Annotated in this window: 19 protein-coding genes, 1 rRNA gene and 1 riboswitch; of the genes, 10 read left to right on the plus strand and 10 right to left on the minus strand. The window is 72.6% G+C overall.

Annotated features, from left to right (window positions below):
* The 4 genes from AB0M03_RS23305 to AB0M03_RS23320 all read right to left on the minus strand — a co-directional run.
* Positions 1–93: ribosomal RNA gene (locus AB0M03_RS23305) — 16S ribosomal RNA — on the minus strand; the annotation flags it as partial.
* A 681-nt stretch (positions 94–774) separates the two neighbouring features.
* Complete coding sequence (locus AB0M03_RS23310; protein ID WP_363493956.1) at positions 775–1,860, minus strand: low specificity L-threonine aldolase; 1,086 nt, start codon at positions 1,858–1,860, stop codon at positions 775–777.
* Positions 1,857–2,600 carry an SDR family NAD(P)-dependent oxidoreductase gene (locus AB0M03_RS23315; RefSeq protein WP_363493840.1) on the minus strand — a complete coding sequence of 248 codons (744 nt, stop codon included), beginning with the start codon at positions 2,598–2,600 and terminating at the stop codon, positions 1,857–1,859. Before AB0M03_RS23315 ends, AB0M03_RS23310 begins: the two co-directional genes overlap by 4 nt.
* Positions 2,597–3,994 carry a DUF6421 family protein gene (locus AB0M03_RS23320; RefSeq protein WP_363493842.1) on the minus strand — a complete coding sequence of 466 codons (1,398 nt, stop codon included), beginning with the start codon at positions 3,992–3,994 and terminating at the stop codon, positions 2,597–2,599. The genes AB0M03_RS23315 and AB0M03_RS23320 overlap by 4 nt, the downstream gene beginning before the upstream one ends.
* 417 nt (positions 3,995–4,411) lie before the next feature.
* Between AB0M03_RS23320 and AB0M03_RS23325 the strand changes: the two genes are divergently transcribed.
* Entirely contained in the window at positions 4,412–5,032 is a 621-nt protein-coding gene (locus AB0M03_RS23325) for a DUF5134 domain-containing protein (RefSeq protein ID WP_363493844.1), read from the plus strand.
* Between the two features lie 210 nt (positions 5,033–5,242).
* Positions 5,243–6,211 (plus strand): M56 family metallopeptidase, encoded by a 969-nt coding sequence (locus AB0M03_RS23330; RefSeq protein WP_363493846.1) that lies wholly within the window; start codon positions 5,243–5,245, stop codon positions 6,209–6,211.
* Positions 6,212–6,242: 31 nt separating this feature from the next.
* Here AB0M03_RS23330 and AB0M03_RS23335 read toward each other — a convergent pair whose 3' ends face one another.
* On the minus strand, positions 6,243–6,641 hold the full coding sequence (locus AB0M03_RS23335; RefSeq protein ID WP_363493848.1) for a MarR family transcriptional regulator: 399 nt from the start codon (positions 6,639–6,641) through the stop codon (positions 6,243–6,245).
* 87 nt (positions 6,642–6,728) lie between these two features.
* Between AB0M03_RS23335 and AB0M03_RS23340 the strand changes: the two genes are divergently transcribed.
* The 4 genes from AB0M03_RS23340 to AB0M03_RS23355 all read left to right on the plus strand — a co-directional run bounded on the left by AB0M03_RS23340 (position 6,729) and on the right by AB0M03_RS23355 (position 11,289).
* On the plus strand, positions 6,729–8,249 hold the full coding sequence (locus tag AB0M03_RS23340) for an MFS transporter (RefSeq protein ID WP_363493850.1): 1,521 nt from the start codon (positions 6,729–6,731) through the stop codon (positions 8,247–8,249).
* A gap of 247 nt (positions 8,250–8,496) precedes the next feature.
* Positions 8,497–9,120, plus strand: a complete 624-nt coding sequence (locus tag AB0M03_RS23345; RefSeq protein WP_363493852.1) for a helix-turn-helix domain-containing protein — start codon at positions 8,497–8,499, stop codon at positions 9,118–9,120.
* A 90-nt stretch (positions 9,121–9,210) separates the two neighbouring features.
* Positions 9,211–10,863, plus strand: a complete 1,653-nt coding sequence (locus tag AB0M03_RS23350) for a LuxR C-terminal-related transcriptional regulator (RefSeq protein ID WP_363493854.1) — start codon at positions 9,211–9,213, stop codon at positions 10,861–10,863.
* A 126-nt stretch (positions 10,864–10,989) separates the two neighbouring features.
* Positions 10,990–11,289: a hypothetical protein gene (locus tag AB0M03_RS23355; RefSeq protein WP_363493856.1), complete on the plus strand. Its 300-nt coding sequence runs from the start codon at positions 10,990–10,992 to the stop codon at positions 11,287–11,289.
* Positions 11,290–11,363: 74 nt separating this feature from the next.
* On the opposite strand, the gene AB0M03_RS23360 is transcribed toward AB0M03_RS23355, so the two are convergent.
* On the minus strand, positions 11,364–12,230 hold the full coding sequence (locus AB0M03_RS23360) for a helix-turn-helix transcriptional regulator (RefSeq protein WP_363493857.1): 867 nt from the start codon (positions 12,228–12,230) through the stop codon (positions 11,364–11,366).
* A 418-nt stretch (positions 12,231–12,648) separates the two neighbouring features.
* On the opposite strand from AB0M03_RS23360, the gene AB0M03_RS23365 reads away from it, so the two are divergent.
* A complete protein-coding gene (locus AB0M03_RS23365) occupies positions 12,649–13,167 on the plus strand; it encodes an ATP-binding protein (RefSeq protein ID WP_363493859.1) in 519 nt (172 codons plus the stop codon).
* A gap of 260 nt (positions 13,168–13,427) precedes the next feature.
* On the opposite strand, the gene AB0M03_RS23370 is transcribed toward AB0M03_RS23365, so the two are convergent.
* Positions 13,428–13,664 (minus strand): DUF397 domain-containing protein, encoded by a 237-nt coding sequence (locus tag AB0M03_RS23370; protein WP_363493861.1) that lies wholly within the window; start codon positions 13,662–13,664, stop codon positions 13,428–13,430.
* A gap of 385 nt (positions 13,665–14,049) precedes the next feature.
* On the opposite strand from AB0M03_RS23370, the gene AB0M03_RS23375 reads away from it, so the two are divergent.
* Positions 14,050–14,943 carry a hypothetical protein gene (locus AB0M03_RS23375; RefSeq protein ID WP_363493863.1) on the plus strand — a complete coding sequence of 298 codons (894 nt, stop codon included), beginning with the start codon at positions 14,050–14,052 and terminating at the stop codon, positions 14,941–14,943.
* Positions 14,944–15,065: 122 nt separating this feature from the next.
* Here AB0M03_RS23375 and AB0M03_RS23380 read toward each other — a convergent pair whose 3' ends face one another.
* On the minus strand, positions 15,066–17,171 hold the full coding sequence (locus AB0M03_RS23380; RefSeq protein WP_363493865.1) for a hypothetical protein: 2,106 nt from the start codon (positions 17,169–17,171) through the stop codon (positions 15,066–15,068).
* Positions 17,172–17,431: 260 nt separating this feature from the next.
* A riboswitch (cyclic di-AMP (ydaO/yuaA leader) is annotated at positions 17,432–17,630 on the plus strand.
* Between AB0M03_RS23380 and AB0M03_RS23385 the strand changes: the two genes are divergently transcribed.
* A complete protein-coding gene (locus tag AB0M03_RS23385) occupies positions 17,615–18,814 on the plus strand; it encodes a transglycosylase family protein (protein WP_363493867.1) in 1,200 nt (399 codons plus the stop codon). It overlaps the preceding riboswitch by 16 nt.
* A 198-nt stretch (positions 18,815–19,012) precedes the next feature.
* Complete coding sequence (locus AB0M03_RS23390; protein ID WP_363493868.1) at positions 19,013–19,216, plus strand: hypothetical protein; 204 nt, start codon at positions 19,013–19,015, stop codon at positions 19,214–19,216.
* Positions 19,217–19,361: 145 nt separating this feature from the next.
* Here AB0M03_RS23390 and AB0M03_RS23395 read toward each other — a convergent pair whose 3' ends face one another.
* Positions 19,362–20,405 carry a LacI family DNA-binding transcriptional regulator gene (locus tag AB0M03_RS23395; RefSeq protein WP_363493870.1) on the minus strand — a complete coding sequence of 348 codons (1,044 nt, stop codon included), beginning with the start codon at positions 20,403–20,405 and terminating at the stop codon, positions 19,362–19,364.
* Between the two features lies 1 nt (position 20,406).
* The gene (locus AB0M03_RS23400; RefSeq protein WP_363493872.1) at positions 20,407–22,125 is read right to left on the minus strand and encodes a glycoside hydrolase family 13 protein; all 1,719 of its coding nucleotides are present in this window, start codon (positions 22,123–22,125) and stop codon (positions 20,407–20,409) included.
* Between the last annotated feature and the right edge of the window lie 71 nt (positions 22,126–22,196).

Consider the following 22,196-nt stretch of genomic DNA (forward strand, 5'->3'; position numbering starts at 1 on the left):
ACTGATCCACCCCGAAGGGCTTCACCGTTCGACTTGCATGTGTTAAGCACGCCGCCAGCGTTCGTCCTGAGCCAGGATCAAACTCTCCGTGAATGCTTTACCCGTCATCGGGTGCACACTCGCGTTGAGCGGCACGGCAACCACCGGAATAGGGCGGCCCCGCGCACTGCGTCCTCGCTGTGTTATTTCAAAAGGAATCTCCAACCGATCGATGACCGACCGGCCGGGGATGTCAACATATCTGGCGTTGACTTTTGGCACGCTGTTGAGTTCTCAAGGAACGGACACTTCCTTCGGACCGCCTTCCAGCGGACCCTCCGGGCGTTTCGCTCTTTCGTGTTTCCAGCTTATCAGACCCGAGTCAGTGCTCTTCGCCGACTTGCTTTCTCCACCGCTTTGCCGGAACCGGCCCTGCGGCCCGCCCGACGTTTCAAACCTTAGCCGATCCCCGCTCCGAGAAGCGAATCGGCCGCAATCCGAATGCAATTCCTATAAACAGGCACGCCGAATTCGCACTGGGACGCGACAAGACGCGACCCAGCCCGAGCCGGGAAGTGGTGTTTCAAGGGATTGGCCGCTCCGGGACCGTCCGCGCAGACGCGTGTCCGGTGCTCCCTGCCGAGCGACCAGTGAACACTACGCCGATCCGGGAGCGGATGCAAAACTGCGCCGCAGGCCACCGGCCGGGGCCGCACGAACGGCGACGGCCCCGGCGCGGGTTTCCGCGCCGGGGCCGTCGGTGCCGAGCCTCGAGGGGCCGGTCGTCGGGTCAGGTCAGACCCGGCCCATCTCCTCGGCGATCGCTGCCGCGAAGGCGTCGATGTCGGCCTCACTGGTGTCGAAGGACGCCATCCAGCGCACCTCGCCGGTGTGCTCGTTCCAGAAGTAGAAGCGGTAGCGCTTCTGCAGCCGCTCGCTGACCTCGCGCGGGAGGATCGCGAACACGGCGTTGGCCTGCACCGGGCGGACGACCGTCACGCCGTCGATCCCGCTGACGGCCGCCTCCAGGCGCTTGGCCATCGCGTTGGCGTGGCCGGCGTTGCGCAGGTACAAGTCGCCGGCGAGCAGCGCCTCGAACTGCACGGAGACGAAGCGCATCTTCGACGCGAGCTGCATCGACATCTTGCGCAGGTACTTGAGGTTGCGGACGCGCTCGGGGTTGAGCACGACCACGACCTCGCCCAGCATCAGGCCGTTCTTGGTGCCGCCGTAGGACAGCACGTCCACGCCGGCGTCCGTGGTGAACTCGCGGAACGGGCGGCCGAGGGTCGCTGCGGCGTTGGCGAGCCGGGAGCCGTCCACGTGCACGAGCATGCCGCGCTCGTGGGCGTGGTCGCAGATCGCCTTGATCTCCTCGGCGGTGTAGACGGTGCCGAGTTCGGTGCTCTGGGTGATGGAGACGGCGAGCGGCTGCGCGCGGTGCTCGTCGTCCCAGCCCCAGGCCTGCTGGTCGATCAGCTCGGGGGTGAGCTTGCCGTCCGGGGTGGGGACGGTGAGGATCTTGATCCCGGCGATCTTCTCCGGCGCGCCGCACTCGTCCACGTTGATGTGCGCGGACTCGGCGGCGATCACCGCGCCCCAGCGCGGCAGGAGGGCCTGCAGGGCGACCACGTTGGCGCCGGTGCCGTTGAAGACGGGGTACGCCTCGGCCCGGTCGCCGAAGTGGCGGCGGAAGACCTGCTGCAGGTGGGCGGTGTAGTCGTCCTCGCCGTAGGCGACCTGGTGGCCGTCGTTGGCGAGGGCTATCGCGGTGAGGATCTCCGGGTGGATGCCGGCGTAGTTGTCGCTGGCGAATCCACGCACGGCGGGGTCGTGGTGCCGCACCGCGTCGGTGCGGGCGCCTTCGGTGCCGATGGTCATCGGGCTGTCAGCCACAGGTGCTGTCCGTTCAGTTCTGCTGCGGGGCGGTCCCAGAGGCCCGCCAGGGTCTCGGCCAGGTCGGCGGTGTCGGTGAATCCGGCGAACTTGGCCTCCGGCTTCTCGGCCCGCATCTCCGGGGAGACCAGGGCCTTGATCACCAGGATGGCAGCTGCGGCGGTGGGCACGCCGTTCCCGGAGGTGGTCTCCTTCACGAAGGAGTCCGCCATGGCCAGCGTCCAGGCCTCGGTGGCGGCCTTCGCGGCGGCGTACGCGGCGCCGCCGGCGGTCGGCTTGTGGGCCGCGGCCGCGGACACCATGGCGTAGCGGCCGCCGCTGCGGACCAGCGCGGGCTGGAAGGCCAGCGAGGTGTGCTGCAGGGTGCGGACGACGGTGTCGTGCAGGAAGTCCCAGTCGTCGATGCGGCTGTCGAAGAAGGTCTTGCTGCCGCGCCAGCCGCCGACCAGGTGGAGCAGGCCGTCGACGTGGCCGTGCTCGGCCTCCAGGTGGTCGGCCCAGTCGTGCACCTCCTGCGGGTCGAGGAGGTCGATGACCTGGCCGTCGACCTTGGCGCCGGGCACGGTGGTGCGGACGCTGTCGAGGGCCTTGTCGAGGCGCTGCTGGTCGATGTCGGCGCCGATGACGGTGGCACCGTCGGCGGCGAGGCGGCGCATCGTGGCCTGGCCGGCGGGGCCGCTGGCCCCGGCGACGGCGATCACCTTGCCTTCGAGGCGGGCGGTCACGCGGCGACCCCCTGCACGCCGGCGCCGGTGATGCCGGTGGTGGCGGCGATGACGCCGCCCAGCTTCTTGGCGAGGGCCTCGTAGAACATGCTGAGCGGGAACTCGTCCGGCTTGACCGCGTCGCACAGGGCCTTGTTGAGGGCCTTGCCGTCGGTGATGTCGAGCGGGAGCGCCTCGGTGCCCTTGGCCCAGGTGGAGGCCGGGTGCGGGGTGAGGTAGCGGGAGACCAGCTCGTAGGCGGCGATCCAGTGGGCCGTCTTCGGGCGGTCGATGCCGTCGCGGTAGAGGTTCTCGATCTCGCCGCACAGCTGGTTGGTGACCTCGGCGACGCGGTCCCAGTCGATGGAGAGGCGGTTGTCGCGCCAGCGCAGCGCGTCGTGCTTGTGCAGGTACGCGAAGAGCAGCTGGCCGCCCATGCCGTCGTAGTTGCGGACGCGGTCCCCGCTGACGGGGAAGCGGAAGAGGCGGTCGAAGAGGATCGCGTACTGGACGTCCCGGCCCTGGGCGTAGCCCTCGGCCTGCAGCTTCACGGCCTCCTTGAAGGCGGTGAGGTCGCAGCGGAGCTCCTCCAGGCCGTACATCCAGAACGGACTGCGCTGCTTGATCATGAAGGGGTCGAACGGCAGGTCGCCGTGGCTGTGGGTGCGGTCGTGGATGAGGTCCCACAGCACGAAGGTCTGCTGGGCGCGGTCCTGGTCCTTGAGGAGGCCGGTGGCGTCCTCGGGGATCTCCAGGCCGAGCAGCTCGACGGCGCTGGTGGAGACGGCGCGGAAGCGGGCCGCCTCGCGGTCGCAGAAGATGCCGCCCCAGGTGAAACGTTCCGGCGCCTTGCGGACGGCCACGGTCTCCGGGAAGAGCACGGCGGAGTTGGTGTCGTAGCCGGCCGTGAAGTCGGTGAAGGTGATCGGCACGAACATCGGGTTGTCGAAGCGCTCGCGCTCCAGCTCGGCCAGCCAGTCCGGCCAGACGACCTTCAGGAGGACGGCCTCGAGGTTGCGGTCCGGGTTGCCGTTCTGGGTGTACATGGGGAAGACGACGAGGTGCTCGAGGCCGTCCGCGCGCTGCTCGGCGGGCTGGAAGGCGAGCAGCGAGTCGAGGAAGTCGGGCTCGCGGTACCCGGTGTCGGCCCACTTGCGCAGGTCGTCCTGGACGGCGGCGAGGTACGCGGCGTCGTGCGGGAAGAGGGGGGCGAGCTCCTGCACCGAGGTGAGCACCGTCTCGACCAGCGGGTCGACGGTGGTGCGCTGGACGTCGGAGAGGTCGATGGAGCCGTCCTTGGACTGCAGCGGGCGGAGGGCCTCCACCGCGTCCTTGAGACGGAGCCACGCGGGGTGGCCGGCCGGAGAGGCGGAAGCATCGCCCGCTACGGCGAGCGTCGGCGAAAGATTCTGCATCGGAGACTCACTTCGACAGGAGGTATTGCGACGTACCCACCATAGATACGAAAGGTTCTTCTGTTCAAGGGGGGTCTACCGGGCAATCCTGCGGCTCACGGGCTTCACGGCGGGAAATCCGGCCGTTCGATCACCCCTCGGGGCTGTCCCGGGCGGTGCCGGGACGGCGGGCAGCGGGGCGGCCGGACGGTCGCCGGGGCATCGTCGCGGTACGGCGGTGCCGCCGTATCCCGACCATCCCGCGCGACCCGCGGCCCCGCCACCGGGGCGGGCGCGCCCCGCCGGCCGGGCACCGCTCCCCCGCCCCCGGCGCCTCGCCCCGAGGACGGGCCGGGGCGCGACCCGGCGTTCCGGCCGGAGCAGCACCACCGTGCGCCCCCCTGCGCGCCCTGCTGCCCCCGGCCGCCATCGGTGATCGTGGACGTACTGTCCGTACGCACCGGTCGGGAGGGCGCCGTGCACGGTCCGGCCGTCGTCACGTGGTTGCTGGCGGGGCTGTCCGCGGGCTCCGCCGCACTGTGCGTCCTGCGGCTGCGGCATCCGGGCTGCACTGCCGCGCACCGGGAGGGCGATGCCGCGGAGGCCGCGATGGCGGTGGGGATGGCGGGCATGGCCGTCCTCCCGGGGGCCCTCTGGGGCTGGCTGTTCACCGTGCTCGCCGGCGGGCTGGTGCTAAGCGCCCTCGCGGTGCGGGGCGGGCGGGTGCACCGGCTGCACCACGGCGTCGGGGCGCTCGCCATGGCCTACTCGGCGCTCGCCATGGCCGGGGCCCCCGCGCACCCCCACCACACAGCGGGAGTCCCCGGCGCAGCCGCCGCCCCGATGGGGCTGCCGCTGCTGACCGGCGTGCTGCTGCTCTACTTCGGCGGGTACACGCTGTGGGCCGGGAGCCGGCTGCTGTCCGTCCCGGGCGCGGTGGCGGGGGTGGCGGCCGGGGCCGGCGGGGTCGTCGGGCCGGGGCACGGGGAGGACAGGACGGTCCGGGCCTGCCGGGTGGCGATGGGCATCGGGATGTTCGCCATGCTGCTGACGATGTGAGGGCCCGCGTTCACCGCCCCGGGCCGGCCCCTGCGGCTCCGTCCGTGCGGGAACGGCCCGCCGCCCCACGTCCTGGCGGTGGCCCGAAGAGCCTGACGGGGTGTCGTTGGTCACCTGTGCACCGAACCCGTTCCACGGCGGGCGCCGGGCGCATAGGTTGGGAGCAGCGCACTGTCGCGCTCCTGACCGCTCCTCGGGGGAGCCCCTGTCATGACGGCCCTGCTGAGCCTGCTGCTGCTCGGACTGCTGCTCGCCACCGTGGCGCCGGGCCGGCTGGCCCGGGCCCGCTGGCCCGAGCGAGAACCCGTGCTGGCCCTGCTCGCCTGGCAGTCCCTGGTCGTTGCCGTGCTGCTCTGCTGCCTGCTCAGTCTGCTGCTCGCCTGTGCGGCCGCGCTCCCCGCGCTGCGGGAGGCGGTGTTCGCCGGCGCACCGTCGGGGGTGGAGGAGGCGTACGGCCTTGCGGGCGCGGAGGGCTGGGGGCGTCTGACGGCCGCTCTGCTCGCGCTGGGCGCGCTGCAGACCGCGGTGGCGCTGACCCGCGAGGTGCGCGCCGCCCGTGCGCTGCGCGGCGCCCGGCAGGCCCATCTGGACGATCGCGCACCGGAGTTGCCCGCCGAGCTGACGGCGGGCAACCGCTCCGGCGCGGAGCGGCGCACCGGCGAGCGGCTGGTGGTGCTGGAGAACGTCCGCCCCGAGGCCTGGTCGCTGCCCGGCCCGGAGGCCCGCCTGGTGGTCACCACCGGCGCCCTGCAGCAGCTGACCGACCGTGAGCTGGCCGCCGTGCTGAGCCACGAGCGCAGCCATGTGCGGGCCCGGCACCACTGGCTGGCGCAGTGCGCGGAGGCCCTGGCGACCGGGTTCCCGGGGGTGGGCGTGTTCAGCGCGTTCCGGCACCAGGTCGGCGAGTTGGTGGAGCTGGCGGCCGACGACCGGGCGGCGAGGCGGCACGGGCGGCTCACCACGGCGCTGGCCCTGGTGGAGATCAACGCCGGACGCCGCGTGTTCGGCTCGTGCCCGCCGCATCATCTGGCGCAGGCGCCGCGGCGGGTGGACCGGCTGCTGGCCGGGCGGCCGCGGCTGACGGTGCTCCACCGGCTGCGGCTGACGCTCGCGGCCCTGGTGGCTCCCGCGGGGGTGGTGCTGGTGGCACTGGCCCCGGCGCTGGCCGCCGTGCTGTAGGGCGCACTGCTCACGGCCTCCGGCGAGAGCCTCAGCCGAGGGTGCGGGCGAGCACCTCGCGGTGGAGCGGCTTGGCCTCCAGGTAGCGGGCGCGCCCGTCGTCGGTGAGGGCGACGAAGATGCCGCGGCGGTCGAGCTCGCACATCACCCGGCCGACCAGGCCGTCCTTCTCCAGCCGGCCGATCAGCCGCGAGAGGGCGCTCTGGCTGAGGTGCACCGTCTGCGCTATCTCCTGGACCCGGAGCTTGCCGGGGCCCTCGCGCAGCTCGTCCTCCCAGAGGCGCTCCAGCACCTCGAACTCGCTCATGCCGAGGCCGTACTGCTCGCCCAGGGCGCGATCCAGCGCGCAGGAGACGGCGGCGTGCCGCGCGAGCACGTCCCGCCACTCGAACACGAGGGCGGACTCTGGGGCAAGGTCCGGTTCAGCCACCCTGCAAGGCTAGCACATGCCCGCACATCTAATGCAGGTGCATTAAATTCACTTGCACTGGATGCATGCGCATGTACTCTCATTGCCATGACGACCGCATCTGACGACCCGTCGACGACTCAGGCCTGGAGCCCACGACTGTGGGGCACCCTCGTCGTCCTCTGCGCCGCCCTCTTCCTCGACGCCCTCGACGTCTCGATGGTGGGCGTGGCCCTGCCGTCCATCGGCACCGACCTGCACCTGTCCACCTCCGCCCTCCAGTGGGTGGTCAGCGGCTACGTGCTCGGCTACGGCGGCCTGCTGCTGCTCGGCGGCCGCGCCGCGGACCTGCTCGGCAGGCGCCGCGTCTTCCTGATCGCCCTCGCCGTCTTCGCCGCCGCCTCGCTGCTCGGCGGCCTGGTGGACGACGGCGGCCTGCTGATAGCCGCCCGCTTCCTCAAGGGCGTGAGCGCCGCGTTCACCGCCCCGGCCGGCCTGTCGATCATCACCACGACCTTCGCCGAGGGCCCTGCCCGCAACCGCGCGCTCTCCATCTACACGACCTGCGGCGCCAGCGGCTTCTCGCTCGGCCTGGTGCTCAGCGGCCTGCTCACCTCGGCCGGCTGGCGCTGGACGTTCCTGATGCCCGTCCCCGTCGCGCTGATCGCCCTGGCCGCCGCCTTCCGGCTGCTGCCGCGGCAGCCCGCCCCGCCGCGCGGCACCTCCGGGTACGACGTGGCGGGCGCGATCACCGGCACCGGCTCCCTGCTCCTGCTCGTCTTCACCGTGACGGAGGCGCAGAACGCCGGCTGGGCGAGCGCCCGCACGATCGGCTCGCTGGCCGCCGTGGCGGTGCTGATGGCCCTCTTCCTGGTGATCGAGTCCCGGGCGGCCCACCCGCTGGTCCGCCTCGGCATCTTCCGCAACGGCGGGGTCACCCGGGCCAACATCGCGGCGCTGGCGGTCTTCGGGTCGTACGCCGGCTTCCAGTTCATCGCCACGCTCTACCTGCAGCGGCTGCTGGGCTGGTCGGCGCTGGAGATGGCCCTCGCCTTCCTCCCGGCGGGCGCCCTGGTCGCCCTGTCGGCGACGAAGATGGGGGCCGTGGTCGACCGGTTCGGCACCGCCCGGCTGCTGCCGCTCGGTGTGCTGTCGCTGACCGCCGGCTACGCGCTCTTCCTCCGGCTGGACGAGCACTCCGGATTCCTGGGCCTGGTGCTGCCGAGCATGGTGCTGCTCGGCGTGGGCTTCGCGCTCGCCTTCCCGTCGGTCAACATCGCCGCCACCAACGGGGTCGCCGACGACGAGCAGGGGCTCGCCTCGGGCCTGGTCAACACGGCCTTCCAGGTCGGCAGTGCGATCGTCCTCGCCGCCGCCACCGCGGTGATCACCGCGGGCAGTGCCGGCGGCCAGAGCCCGCAGGCCCAGCTCGACGGGTACCGCCCGGCCCTGCTGCTGGTGGCCGGGGTCTCGCTGGTGGCGCTGCTGGTGACGACGGTCGGATGGGTCCTGGAGCGCCGCCCGGTCAGGCCGACCGGGGAGGCCGCTGCTGTCGCTCCCGTCGGCGACCCGACTGCCGCGGCCGGGGAGCCGGTCGGCACCTCACGAAAGGTCCTCGCCGACCGCTGATCGGCACCGGCCGCGCCGCCCGCTCCGTCCCGCCGGACGGGCCGCGGACTGCCGGGGAACACGGCAACGCCGGCTCCACCAAACCCCCGTGTTGGTGGAGCCGGCGTTCGCCGTACACCGCCGCCGACGGCCTCGGCCCGACTCGTCCGGCCGTGCCGCGACGGGCCCGGCCAGTATATTGGCCGGGAGCCAGTCAACGTACGGAGCAGACACGATGGCACCTCGCGGGGAATCGGTCAATGAGGAGATGCGCCGGCGCTCCCGCCGCCGCATCATGCGCGCCACCGTGGAACTCGTGGACCAGCGGGGATACGCCGGGACGACCCTCGGCGACATAGCCGAGCAGGCAGGGCTGGCACGTGGTCTGGTCTCGTACTACTTCGACGGCAAACGGCTGTTGATGCAGGCCGCCACCCATCGACTGATGCATCTGGAGCTGGCCGCCGCCCTGGCGGAGCTGCCCGCCGGGGCCTCCCCCGACGCCCGGCTGGCGCGGGCCATCGACGCCGTCCTCGGCCTCGCCCTGGACCACCCGCGGGTGATGCGCTCGCACCTGGCCCTGATCCTCGACCCGGACGTCGGCGCCTTCGTCCAGGACCCGGAGCAGCAGCAGCTCGGCGCGATCCTGCGCGGCCTGCTGAAGGACTGGGGCGCACCCGACCCGGTCGCCGAGCACGCGGTGCTGCGCAGCGCACTGATGGGCGGCTGCATCGGCGTCCTGCTGCCGGGGGCGTCGACGCCGCTGGCCCCGATCCGCGCGGATCTCTTCGCCCGCTACGGGCTCCCGTGGTGCCTGGGCGTACCGCCGCAGCCCGAGGCGCCCGAGCGCGCCCAGACGTCCGCCCGCGCGGGGGCCTCGACCCGGGTGTGACATCCCGCCCCCCCGGCCCTGCCGGCCGACGCCCGCCCGGGCCTGCCGCGCACTTCTGCCGGTCCGGTCCGGCGGATCGATAATCGGCTCGTGGACACCCGCACCGATCTCGTCCGGGGCCGTGCGAGCTACACCGCCGACGCCTGGCGCGAGGCATTCGAGAGCCTGAGCGCCGCCGACAGGGCCGCACCGGTGGGCGCCGGCGACCTGGAGCTGCTGGCCAGGTCCGCCTACATGCTCGGGCTCGACGAGGACTACGTGGCCGCGCTGGAACGCGCCCACGCGGGGTGGCTGGACGCCGGCGACGTGCCGCGGGCCGTCCGCTGCGCGGTGTGGATCGGCCACAGCATGCTGTTCCGGGGCCACGGTGCGCGGGCGAGCGGGTGGTTCTCCCTGGGCGAGCGCCTCCTCGATGCCGACGGGCGGGACTGCGTCGAACGCGGCTACCTGCTGATCCCCGTGTGGCTGGGCCAGATGGGCGGCGGCGACTGGCAGGCCGGCCACGCGACGGCGGCCGAGGGCGCCGCGATCGGCGAGCGGTTCGGCGACGCCGACCTGGTGTGGCTGGCGCGTGACGAGCAGGGCCGGGCGCTGATGAACCTGGGCCGCCTCCACGAGGGCCTCCGGCTGGTGGACGAGGCGCTCGTGGTCGTCGAGTCCGGCGCACTGTCGCCCGTCGTCAGCGGCATCGTCTACTGCAACACCATCAGCTTCTGCCACGACCTGTACGACCTGCGCCACGTGCGCGAGTGGACGGACGCACTGACCCGGTGGTGCGAGCGCCGGCCGCAGATGGTCGCCCACAACGGACTGTGCCTGATGCACCGCGCCGAGGTCATGCAGTACGGCGGCGCCTGGCCCGCCGCACTCGACGAGGCCTGCCGGGCCACCGGCCGCTACACCCGGGGGGTGCTGAACCGGATCGCCTGCGGGCAGGCCTTCTACCGGCAGGGCGAGATCCACCGGCTGCAGGGCCGTCCGGCCGAGGCCGAGCAGGCCTACCGGGAGGCCAACCGCTGCGGGTTCGAGCCGCAGCCCGGGTTCGCGCTGCTGCGGCTGGCGCAGGGCAACGGCGAGGCCGCGGCGGCAACGATCCGCCGGGCCGTGTCCGAGCACACCCGGGAGCTGGAGCGGGCGGCCCTCCTGCCGGCGTACGTCGAGATCGTGCTGGCCGGCGGCGACATCGACGCCGCGGCCGAGGCCGCCCGTCAGCTGGAGGCCATCGCCGAGCACCAGGACAGCGAGGTGCTCCGCGCGGCGGCGGCGTACGGCTCGGCCTCCACGGCACTGGCCGGGGGCGACGCCGCCACCGGTCTCGCCGCGGGGCGGCGGGCGTGGCACGGATGGCAGGAGCTCGAGGTGCCGTACGAGGCGGCGCGGGCCCGTGTCCTGGTGGCGCGCGCCTGCCACGCGATGGGTGACGACGACACCGCCGCCCTCGAACTCCAGGCGGCCCGTGCGGTGTTCGCCGAACTCGGGGCCGGCCCGGACCTCGCCCGCATCGACTCGCTCGCCCACGACGGCCCGGACACCGGCACGGGCGCGAGCGGCTACGGTCTCTCGCCGCGCGAGGTCGAGGTGCTCCGCGAGGTAGTAGGCGGCGCGAGCAACCGGCAGATCGCCGCCGCCCTGGTGATCAGCGAGCACACCGTCGCCCGGCACCTGCAGAACATCTTCGGCAAGCTGGGCGTCTCCTCTCGCACCGCGGCGAGCACGTTCGCGCTGGAGCACGGCCTCGTCTGAGCCGCATGGCCAGGATTGACCATCCCGCCCGCACCGGTTTGGTGAATGTGCGGGACGCGGCGGCCGCCTCCGCGGGCCTAGCGTCGAACCGTCGGTACAAAGCGACCACGAGCGAGGAGGACTCCCATGTACGTCGTGGTCCAGCACACGATCCTCAACCCGGAGACCGCGTTCCCCCGCGGCCAGGCCCTCATGAACGGCACCGGCGCCCCGGACGGCACCCGGGTGCTGCAGTTCTACCCGCACGTCGACGGCTCCGCCGTGACCTGCCTCTGGGAGACCGGGTCCGTCGGGGACGTCCAGCGCTTCGTCGATACCACCCTCGGCGACTCGAGCATCAACCTCTGCTACGAGGTCGACCCGGAACAGGCGTTCGCCGACCGCCCCCTCGGCCTGCGGCCCTCACCGGCACCGGTCGCCCGCTGAGACGAGTCGTCAAAAAAAGTCGGGCACCCCGCCAGGGGCGCCCGACCGTCCTCCGTCCTGTGCCGCGGATCCGTTCAGCGCTCCTTGAGGATGGAGGTGAGCAGGTCGACGGTCTGATCGGGCGTCAGGCTGTCGACGCAGAGGCGCTCCATGACCTGGATGTAGGCGTCGACGTCGTCCCGCTTGTCGAGGTAGAGGGCGCTGGTGAGCTGCTCCAGGTAGACGACGTCGGCGAGGTCCTGCTCGGGGAAGCGCAGGATGGAGAAGGCCCCGCTCTCGCCGGCGTGGGCGCCGAAGCGGAACGGCATCACCTGGATGGTGACGTTCGGGCGGTCGGCCATGTCGATCAGGTGCTGCACCTGGGCCCGCATGACGGCCGGGCCGCCGACCGGGCGGCGCAGCGCGGCCTCGTCGATGACGGCCCACAGGCGCGGGGCGCGCTCCTCGGTCAGGAGGTTCTGCCGACGCATGCGCAGGCTGACCCGGCGCTCGAGCTCCTCGGGGGCGATGGCGGGGCGGCTCTGGGAGAAGACGGCGCGCGCGTACTCCTCGGCCTGCAGCAGACCGGGGATGAACTGCACCTCGTAGGTGCGGATGAGGGCGGCGGCCTCCTCCAGGCCGACGTACGTCTGGAACCAGCCGGGCAGGACGTCGTTGAAGCTGTGCCACCAGCCGGACTTGTTGGCCTCGCGGACGAGTCCGAGCAGCGCCTCGCGCTCGGTGGTGTCGTCGACGCCGTAGAGGCTGAGGAGGTCGGCGACGTCGCGCTCCTTGAAGGAGACGCGGCCGAGCTCCATGCGGCTGATCTTCGACTCGGAGGCGCGGATGGTGTAGCCGGCGTCCTCGCGGGTGATGCCGCGTCCTTCGCGCAGGCGCCGCAGCTGGGAGCCGAGGAGGATGCGGCGCACCATCGAGCCCCCGCCGGGCTGAACTGTGGTCATGCGGTCGGAACCTCCACCTCGGGTCAAACAGCGCACAGTCTGCCATCAGTTGGGCGCGCTCGGTGCCCGTAGTGGCGCAAGGTTCTCCTATTTCTGCATCACTTCCTCCATCTTGCACGTGCATCCGCTCCTTGCATATGCCAATCATGCGATTGCACGTGAATCGACTCTTGCATCTGCAGTGAGCGCAGAGGACCATGGTGCACGTGCACTTGCACGCACCTGACAACTCCGCGGGCTTCGCGTCGACCGAACGCGCGACCCCCCATGCCCTCCCGGCCGCTCCCCTGTGCGGCCGGGAGTTCGTGTGCGGGTCCGGGCTTACGGGCGAACGGCCGAGCGGCCGAGCGAGTCGGAGGTGACCGGCATGACCCGGGTGGGTCCCGCCGTGTCCGCCCCCTTATGGGAGGAGCTCTTCATGAGCACCGGTACGGCCATCGCTGCCGACCCGTACGTGGTCAGCTGTACCCTCGCCCCTCGCTACGAAGCCGTCAGATCGGCCCGCGACTTCGCCAGGACCACCCTGCGGAACTGGGGACTCGAGTCGCTCTTCGACGATGTCGCCCTGGTGGCCTCGGAGTTGGTGACCAATGCGCTGCGCCACGCGGTGGGTGCACCGCCGGACGGCTGCACCGGCCAGGGCGTCCAGGTGCCCGCGCAACCGAGCCGGCTGCAGGCGGCGGACAGCCGTACCCCCATACGCATAAGCCTGGTGCACCGCGCCCCGCAGGTGGTGTGCGCGGTGAGCGACCCCAGCAGCCAGGGCCCGGTCGCGCGGGAGGCGGACTTCGTGGCGGAGTCCGGTCGCGGCCTGCACCTGGTCGATTCCTTCAGCAGTTCCTGGGGCTGGCACCCGCTGGCCGGCGCGGGCAAGGTCGTCTGGGCCCTGTTCGAATCAGCCCCGGCCACCGGCACCGGTCGGCACCGCTCGATCTGACCCCGGGAGCTGCGGCCCCGGGAAGTCGGAAGGCGGCCGCAGACACAACCGGGCCGCCGCGGCGATCCTCCACGACGGCCCTCATATATCGGTGCAACGACCACCGGTGCAACAACTGCCGGTACAACAACTGCCGGCGCGAACGACTCCCGGCGCATCGCCCACCGGCGCAGCCCCGCCCGGCAGAACCTCGTCGGCACGACACCCCCACCGGCCGCCCGACGCACCGGGCCCGCGTGCCGCCGCGGGCCGGCGCCCCGTCAGGTCGCCAGGTGGTCGAACTCCCCGTCTTTCGCCCCGAGGAGCAGTGCGGCTATCTCGGCACGGGTGTAGATGAGCGCGGGCCCGTCCGGGAAACGGGAGTTGCGCACGGCGACCTCGCCGCCCGGGAGGGCCGCGAACTCGACGCAGTTGCCCTGCGAGTTGCTGTGCCGGCTCTTCTGCCAGACCACCCCATCGAGGTCCGTCGCCGCCATGCCGTTGTACGTGTCACCCATGGTCTTCTCCCAAAGCCTGGCGTTCGCCTCACTTGACGTGATGATAGCTGGCCTGCACGTGCATCAGCACGGGACAAAGCGCGTGCATTTGACCCATCAGTAGCGTCGAATCCGGGTGCATCAATCTGGGCAAACCAGGGCAAGCCGACCCAGAGGTCCACCGGGACGATCACGGTGGGTGCGGGCGGCCCTGCGGCCCGTCGATCCTCAACCTTCGTATCGGAGCTTACGCGCAGTCACATCAGCCACTGTGAGCCGCGTCACGCGGGCATCCGGCGCACGGCGTAGAGCTTTGCGCGCTTATGTCCGGGGTTGCGCCGTCACCACCAACCCCTCACGGGAGTCGACTGCAGTCCGGACCCCGGAATGTCCTACGATCTCCGCCATGAGCACCGCAGCCATCCCGGGCGCGCCACTGCCCGTCCGTACGCCAGGCTCCCGTGCGCGGGGGCGCCACCGCCGTCCCGAGCGCCCCGAGGTCCCGGCCGGCTCCCCGGCCCTGCTGCTGGCCGTGCCGGCCACGGCCGGCCCGGAGGCCCGCCCGATCGTCGACGAGCTGCTCTCCATCGTGCGCGGCGAGCAGCCGGGCATCGAGATCGCCGCCGGCTACCTCGCGGACGAGGCGGAGGACGCCCCGACCGTCGCCGGCCTGCTGGCCATGGCCGCCGGCAACGGCGCGCCGCCGCCGATCGTCGTCCCGCTGCTGCCCGGCCCGCACGGCTTCCTGACGGAGCTGCACGAGGTCGCGGCCGGCGCCGGCTCCCCGGTGACCGATCCGCTGGGCCCGCACCCGCTGCTCGCCGAGGCCGTCCACGTCCGCCTCTCCGAGGCCGGTCTGGCCCGCGCCGACCGCGCCCGGCTGTTCGCCATCGCGACCTCCGCCGACGGCGTGGTGCTGACCGTGTCCGGCGGTGAGGAGGCCGCTGCCGCGGCCGGGATCACCGGCGTGCTGCTGGCCGCCCGCCTCGCGGTGCCGGTGGTGGCCGCGGCACTGGACGTGCCCGGCTCGGTGGCCGCCGCGGTGGACCACCTGAAGGCCACGGGTTCGCAGCGTCCCGCGCTGGCTCCGCTGGTGATCGGCCCGGAGGCCGACTCGGAGCTGCTGGCGACCGCCGCCGAGGAGACCGGCTGCCCGAGCGCCGCGCCGCTGGGCGCCTACCCGGCCGTCGGCCAGCTGATCGCCTCCACGTACCTGGCCGCGCTGCCCGCGCCGGCGCCGGTCGAGGAGCAGGAGCAGGAGCAGGCCGCCGAGGCCGAGGAGCCCGCGGCCGAGCAGTGAGCACGGGCGAAGGGCCCCGACCGGAGCGGTCGGGGCCCTTCGCCATGCCCGCACATGCACACCGAACCTGCGCGACCCTCACCGGATCCGCACGAAAGGGAGGTCCGCGTCGGACCCGCACCTCAGACGGGCAGCCGCCGGGTGGGCGCCGCGGCGTCCGCGAGCCGGATCGAGGGGGTGCTGACGGCACGGGGCGGGCCGTCCACGGCGACGGGTGCCGCCGCCGCGTTCCACTGCGGTTTGCCGGCGCCCGGCTCCAGCCGCACGGCCTGACGCTCGCCGGCCCTGCGCAGCACGATCCGGGTGGGCGGCGGGGACTGCGGGTCCAGCCAGACCTCGTTGCCGCCGAAGGAACAGTCGAGCACCGCGATGTCGTCCGGCTCGCCGTCGGGGGCGGCACGGAAGGCCACTCCGGCCTTCCGGTAGCCCGTCAGGCGGCTCCGGCCGATCGTCACCGTCGTTCCGGCGAGCTGATGCTTGGCGGTGGCGACGGCGCAGTCGGACTGCCCTGCGGCGTCGATGAGCATGCCGTCGAAGACGGTGCCCTTGTCGCGGCCGAGGGCGTGCACGGCCACTCCCCCGGCGGCGTTGCCGTACAGCACGCCGGAGGTGTAGTCGAAGTCGTTGAGGTAGGCGCCGTGCTCGATGCCCCAGCCGCCGTTGTGGTAGGCCACGAAACGGTCGACGGTGTGGTGGTGGCGGGCGTTCAACCAGACGAAGATCCCGTTCTGCAGGTTGTTGTGGGCGAGGCAGCGTTCGAAGGTCCAGACGCCCTCGCTGGTCTCCGGCCACTCGTAGCCGGAGGCGCCGGCGGCGCCCTGGACGCCGACCGCCACGCAGTCGCGGGCGGTGCCGCCGGTGCCCGCCCCGAGCGAGAAGCCGGTGAGCCGGTAGCCGCGCGGGACGGGCTCGTACACGGTGCGGGAGGCCACGCAGGACTCGTAGGCGATGTCGTCGGACGGCTCCTGCGGGGTGCGGGTGTCCGTCGGCCCGTCCCACCAGTAGGCGTCCTCCCAGGTGTCGTGGCTGATGCAGCTGCGGAAGGTGATGCCGTGGCTGGCGTGCGGGACGAAGGCGTGGCTGCCGGCGTCGCGGACGACGACGCCCTCGACGGCCGTGCCGCGGGAGGCGTCGCCGAGCATGTGGAAGTGCAGCCCGTACCGGCCGAGGACCGGCTCGGTGACCGGGGTGCCGTTCCAGGTCTCCTTGCCCGCCTTGCGGGGGCCGACCCAGCGGAGGGCGGCGTGCCGGACGTCGGCCCGCCGGGAGCTGGTCAGGTGGACGTGGGTACGACCGCGGGGGGTGCCCTCGATCCGCACGCTGCGGGTCAGGTTGAGCACCTCGGCGCCCGCGGTGACGCCGCCGCCGACCGCGACGCGCGGGTGGGCGTGCGCCAGGGGTGCGGTCAGCGTGACGGTGCGGCCGTCGATCCGTCTGATCGTGCACAGATCGTACCGGGTGGAGAAGTCGTCCTCGTCGGGGGGTCCGGTCGGGGTGACGGCGAGCTCGTCGCCGGGCTGCCAGCCGGTCGGCGGCTCGGCCAGCTGCAGCTCGATGGCGCCGGCTTTCAGCGCGGCCGCGGCCCGCACCCACGCGGTCTTGGCGGCGCCGTCCAGTCGCAGGTAGCCGGAGCCGGTGACCCAGAGGCCGGTGTCCCCCTCCACCACCGTCATGCCGCCGCCCCGGAAGGATCGTTCGTCCACAGATGGAAATCTCAGGGCGTGCACGGAGCCGTCCGCGGGGGCCAGCACCAGGGTGCCGCGCACCTCGACGCTGCCCGCCGAGGCCAGCGCGACGCTGCGCCCGGGGGCGAAGACCAGCGAACCGCCCGGCTCCACGAGCAGCGAGCCGACCGCGGCGTCCACGTCCAGCAGCACCCGGTCGGCGATCCGCACGGCGCTCTTCGAGCCGGGTACGGCGCCGCCCCAGCCGGCCGCGTCCGACCAACGGCGGCCCGTCAGATCGACCGGGGAAGGCGAGGGCTCGGCCGGGGCCGGGGCGGCGTGCGCGTGCCCGGCAGAGGCCCCTGCAGGGCCCGCGGAGGGTGCCGCGGAGGCCGGCGGCGGGGCGGCCGGAGCGGCGAGCGCCCGGCGGGCCAACTCCCCGCCGCCGACCGCTGCGGCGGCGACCGGCGCGGCGATCCAGCCGAGCAGCCGGCGGCGCCCCGGGCGACGGTGCGAGCCCGCCCGCCGCGGCACCCCTTCGGGCATCCCGTCACCGTGCTCCATGATCGGCCCACCCCTCCCCCGGGCCCCGCCCGGGCCCGACGCCTGAAGCATAAACAAGCCCGTTTCGACCCAAGAGTTTTGCGCAGAAGCGGCCGAATTCGATCACGATCACACCGAAGAATCGATCATGAATTCATTCAAGATCGACTGTGATCGGCATCACACATGTTTGCGGTTTGAACTTAACTCTGTCTAATGTCCTCCCACGTTCGTGGTCACACGGACCCAGTTGGCCCGAACGCCGAGTCCTGCCGGCGGTCCGACTGGCAATGCGAAACGCACTTCGGCAGGGGCGGGGGAACCAGGTAAGTCGCCCGGGAACGGCCATGCGCCGTTCCTCGGCTTGGGGTGAAGCCGCGCGCGCGGAAACAGCGGAAAGACCGCTGCCTCCGCGCGGGCGGCCGGGCAACTCCAGCCCGAATCCGACAGCTCACCTCGCAGGCGTGGGAGAGGAACGCTCCTTCATGCTGTCCATCAACTCCAAGCGCGGCCGCCGCATTCTCGCCACCACCGGCGTCGTCGGCATCGGTCTGTCGATCCCGTCCCTCGCCGCCGGCACCGCCTCCGCCGCCTCGGTCGCCACCTGGGACAAGGTCGCCCAGTGCGAGAGCACCGGCAACTGGCACATCAACACCGGCAACGGCTTCTACGGCGGCCTCCAGTTCACCAACAGCACCTGGTCCTCCTTCGGCGGCACCGCCTACGCCGCCCGCGCCGACCTCGCCACCAAGGACCAGCAGATCGCCATCGCCGAGAAGGTCCTGGCCGTCCAGGGCCCCGGCGCCTGGCCCGTCTGCTCGGTCAAGGCCGGCCTGACCAAGGGCGGCCCGGCCCCGGAGATCAACCCCGGCGGCTCGTCCTCCACCACCACCGCCTCGACCGGCAGCAGCACGGCCGCCAAGCCGGCCGCCCCGGCCGCGCCGAGCACCGGCTCCACCACCGCGAGCAGCGGCTCCACCGCCTCCGCCGGCACCTCCCAGGACGGCAAGGCCTGGCAGGGCAAGAAGTCCTGGCAGCAGAACCGCTGGAACCACGGCGGCACCTACACCGTCCGGGCCGGCGACTGGCTGTCGACCATCGCCGAGCGCAACCACGTCCAGGGCGGCTGGCAGAAGCTCTACGAGATCAACAAGTCGGTCCTGAAGAACGGTCCGCACTCCATCTACCCGGGCCAGAAGCTGTCGCTCGGCACCGGCGCCACCCAGGCCGCCCCGGCCAGGGCGCAGGCCGCCCCGGCCACCGCGGTCAAGGCGAGCACCACCACCACGGCCGCGAAGGCCACCGGCTCCAAGGCCGCCGCGGTCAACTTCGCGCTCTCCAAGGTGGGCCAGGCCTACATCTACGGCGGCACCGGCAACGGCGGCTGGGACTGCTCCGGCCTCACCCAGGCCGCGCTGCGCGCCGCGGGCATCTCCGTCCCGCGCATCGCCGCCGACCAGGCCGACTACTCGACCCGCGTCTCGCTGGACAACCTGCAGCCGGGCGACCTGCTGTTCTGGTCCAACAACGGCGCCAACTCGGGCGTGCACCACGTCGCCATGTACATCGGCGACGGCAAGTACGTCGAGGCGGCCAACCCGCGCGCCGGTGTGCGCGTCCAGACCATCGCCAACTGGGCGCCGGACTTCGCCGGCCGGGTCTGATCCACCCCCGCCCCGGCGTCCCGTACGCCGGAGCCAGGCGCCCGAAGCCGTGACTGGGTCCCACGGCCCGGGCGCCCCTCTCCCGACCGACGCCCCGGAGCAGCCTTCCGCCGCTCCGGGGCTTCGGCCTGCCCGCTTTCCCGCTTCCCGCTTTCCCGCCCGGATAGGCTGACGCTCCCCCGGAGTTGAGGAGTCGCCATGGCAGCGAAGGTCACCGTCACACTGGACGCCGATCTGGCGATCGAGGTCATGCTGGCCGCCGGAGCGGGCAACCCGCAGGACGCGGTCGAGCTCGTCGTCCGCGACTACCTGGCCCGCAGCCGGCGCACCGAGGCCCGCACCGGCGATGCCGCCGACGCCGAACGCACCGCCCGGCCGCACCGCACCGTCGAAGAGGGCTGAGGGATCGTCTGACGGCCCCGGGCAACCACCAGGGGCACCGGGACAATCGCTGGGGCGCGGGACCCCCAGGGACGGCTGCGGCCCCGGAGAGAGGGCTCTCCGGGGCCGTACGGGTGTGCCGCCGCCCGGTGGGCTCGGCGGGGGGTCAGCGCACGCTGGCGCCGGTGGAGCCGCGCATCACGAGCTCCGGCTGGAACATGAACTCCGCGCGCTGCGCGGGGTTTCCGCCGACCTCCTCGAGGAGGGCGTCGACGGCGGCGGTGGCCATGGCCTCCACCGGCTGACGGATGGTGGTCAGCGGCGGCTCGGTGAACGCTATCAGCGGCGAGTCGTCGAACCCGACCACCGAGACGTCCTGCGGCACGGACAGCCCGCGCTGCCGGGCCGCGCGGATCGCGCCGAGCGCCATCATGTCGCTGCCGCAGACGATCGCGGTGCAACCCTTGTCGAGCAGCACACCGGCCGCGGCGTGCCCGCCCTCCACGCTGAACAGCGTGTGGTGGACCCAGCCGTCGGCCTCCTCCTCGGTCAGCCCGAGGAGTTCCTGCACTGCCGCCCGGAAGCCCTCGACCTTCCGGAGCACCGGCACGAAGCGCCGCTGCCCGATCGCGAGGCCGATCTTCGTGTGTCCGAGCTCGACCAGGTGCTGGACGGCCATCCACATCGCTGCCCGGTCGTCCGGCGAGATGAACGGCGCGGCGATCCGCTCGCTGTAGCCGTTGATCATCACGAACGGCACCTGGCGGCCGATCAGCTTGTTGTACCGCTCGTGGTCGGCCGTGGTGTCGGCGTGCAGGCCGGAGACGAAGACGATGCCGGCCACCCCCCGCTCCACCAGCAGCTCCACGAGTTCGTCCTCGGTGGAGCCACCGGGGGTCTGGGTGCACAGGACCGGCGTGTAGCCGTGCCGGCTGAGCACCTGCTCGATCACCTGCGCGAGCGCCGGGAAGATCGGGTTGTTGAGCTCCGGGATGATCAGGCCGATCAGACCCGCGCTGCGCTGCCGCAGCCGGGTGGGCCTCTCGTACCCGAGTACGTCGAGGGCGGCCAGTACGGTCTGGCGGGTGGTCGCGGAGACGCCCGCCTTGCCGTTGAGTACGCGGCTGACGGTGGCTTCACTGACCCCCGCCTGCGCCGCGATGTCCGAGAGTCGCGCCGTAGTCACGATCCCAGAGCCTATTGCAACCATCTCAGACCGCCCACCATACGGTGCTGTCCGCTGCCAGCAGAATCTCGCCGTCCGCGGCCTCGGTGTCCGCGGAGGACAGCAGGATACGTCCGGGAGCCGCGATCCGGACCGGCGCACCGGTGGTGTTGGAGGTGCAGACGAAGGAGCCCTGCGCGCTGTCCCGGCGGAAGGCCAGCACGCCCTCGGGCGCCTCCAGCCAGGTCACCTCGGTGCCGGCGCCGAGCGCGGGGTGCGCGCGGCGGACGGCCAGCGCGGAGCGGTAGAGCTCCAGGGTGGAGGTCGGGTCGCCGGTCTGGACCTCGACGCTCAGCCCGGCCCACTCGGCGGGCTGCGGCAGCCAGCTCGGGCCGCCGGCGTTGGGGCCGAAGCCGTACGGGGCCTCGGTGCCGGACCACGGGATCGGCACCCGGCAGCCGTCGCGGAAGCCGTCCTGGCCGGAGGCCCGGAAGAAGGACGGGTCCTGGCGGACCTCGTCCGGCAGGTCGGTGACGTCCGGCAGGCCGAGCTCCTCGCCCTGGTAGACGTAGGCGGAGCCGGGCAGCGCCAGCATCAGCAGGCTGGCGGCGCGGGCGCGGCGCAGGCCGAGCTCGCGGTCGCCGGCGGTGCGGATCTGGGTGCCCTGGCCCGGCTCGTTGGCGAAGCGGGTGGCGTGCCGGGTGACGTCGTGGTTGGAGAGCACCCAGGTGGTGGGGGCGTCGACCGGGCGCATCGAGTCGAGCGAGACGTCGATGACCTCGCGCAGCTCGGCGGCGTCCCAGGAGGTGCCCAGGTACTGGAAGTTGAAGGCCTGGTGCAGCTCGTCGGGGCGGACGTAGTTGGCGGTGCGCTGGACGGTCGGGGTCCAGGCCTCGGCGACGCCGATGCGCTCGCCCGGGTACTCGTCGAGGATCTTGCGCCAGTCGCGGTAGATCTCGTGGACGCCGTCCTGGTCGAAGAAGGGCATCACGTCGTTGCCGAGCAGCTTCAGCTGGTCGCCTGCGCCGATGTCGGGCAGGCCGGCCTGCTTGACCATGCCGTGCGCGACGTCGATCCGGAAGCCGTCGACGCCCATGTCCAGCCAGAAGCGCAGGATCGAGCGGAACTCGTCGGCGACGGCCCGGTTCTCCCAGTTGAAGTCGGGCTGCTCCGGGGCGAACAGGTGCAGGTACCACTCGCCGGGGGTGCCGTCCGGGTTGACGGAGCGGGTCCAGGCCGGGCCGCCGAAGATCGACTCCCAGTTGTTCGGCGGCAGCTCGCCGTTCTCGCCCTTGCCGGGGCGGAAGTGGTAGCGGTCGCGCAGCGGGGAGCCGGGGCCCTCGCGCAGCGCGCGCTGGAACCACTCGTGCTGGTCGGAGGAGTGGTTGGGGACGAGGTCGACGATGATCCGCAGGCCGAGCTCGTGGGCGTCGCGGATCAGGCCGTCGGCGTCCAGCAGGGTGCCGAACATCGGGTCCACCGCGCGGTAGTCGGAGACGTCGTAGCCGGCGTCGGCCTGCGGGGAGGCGTAGAACGGGGAGAGCCAGACCGCGTCGACGCCGAGGTCGCGCAGGTAGGGCAGGCGGCTGCGGATGCCCGGCAGGTCGCCCATGCCGTCGCCGTTGGAGTCGGCGAAGCTGCGCGGGTACACCTGATAGATGACCGCGTCCCGCCACCAGCCTCTGGACGCGCCCGCACTCGCTGCGATCGGCTCGGCGGCGGGAACGGGGGCGGGCCGGGAGGCGCCGGCCAGGTTCTGGGTCATTGGTCAGTCATCCCTTGGGGATTCGCGGCGAACAGAGCGTGTTTGACGGTACGTCGGCCCGTGGGCCTCGG

The organism is Kitasatospora sp. NPDC051914 (genome assembly GCF_040680995.1).
GTDB lineage: Bacteria > Actinomycetota > Actinomycetes > Streptomycetales > Streptomycetaceae > Kitasatospora.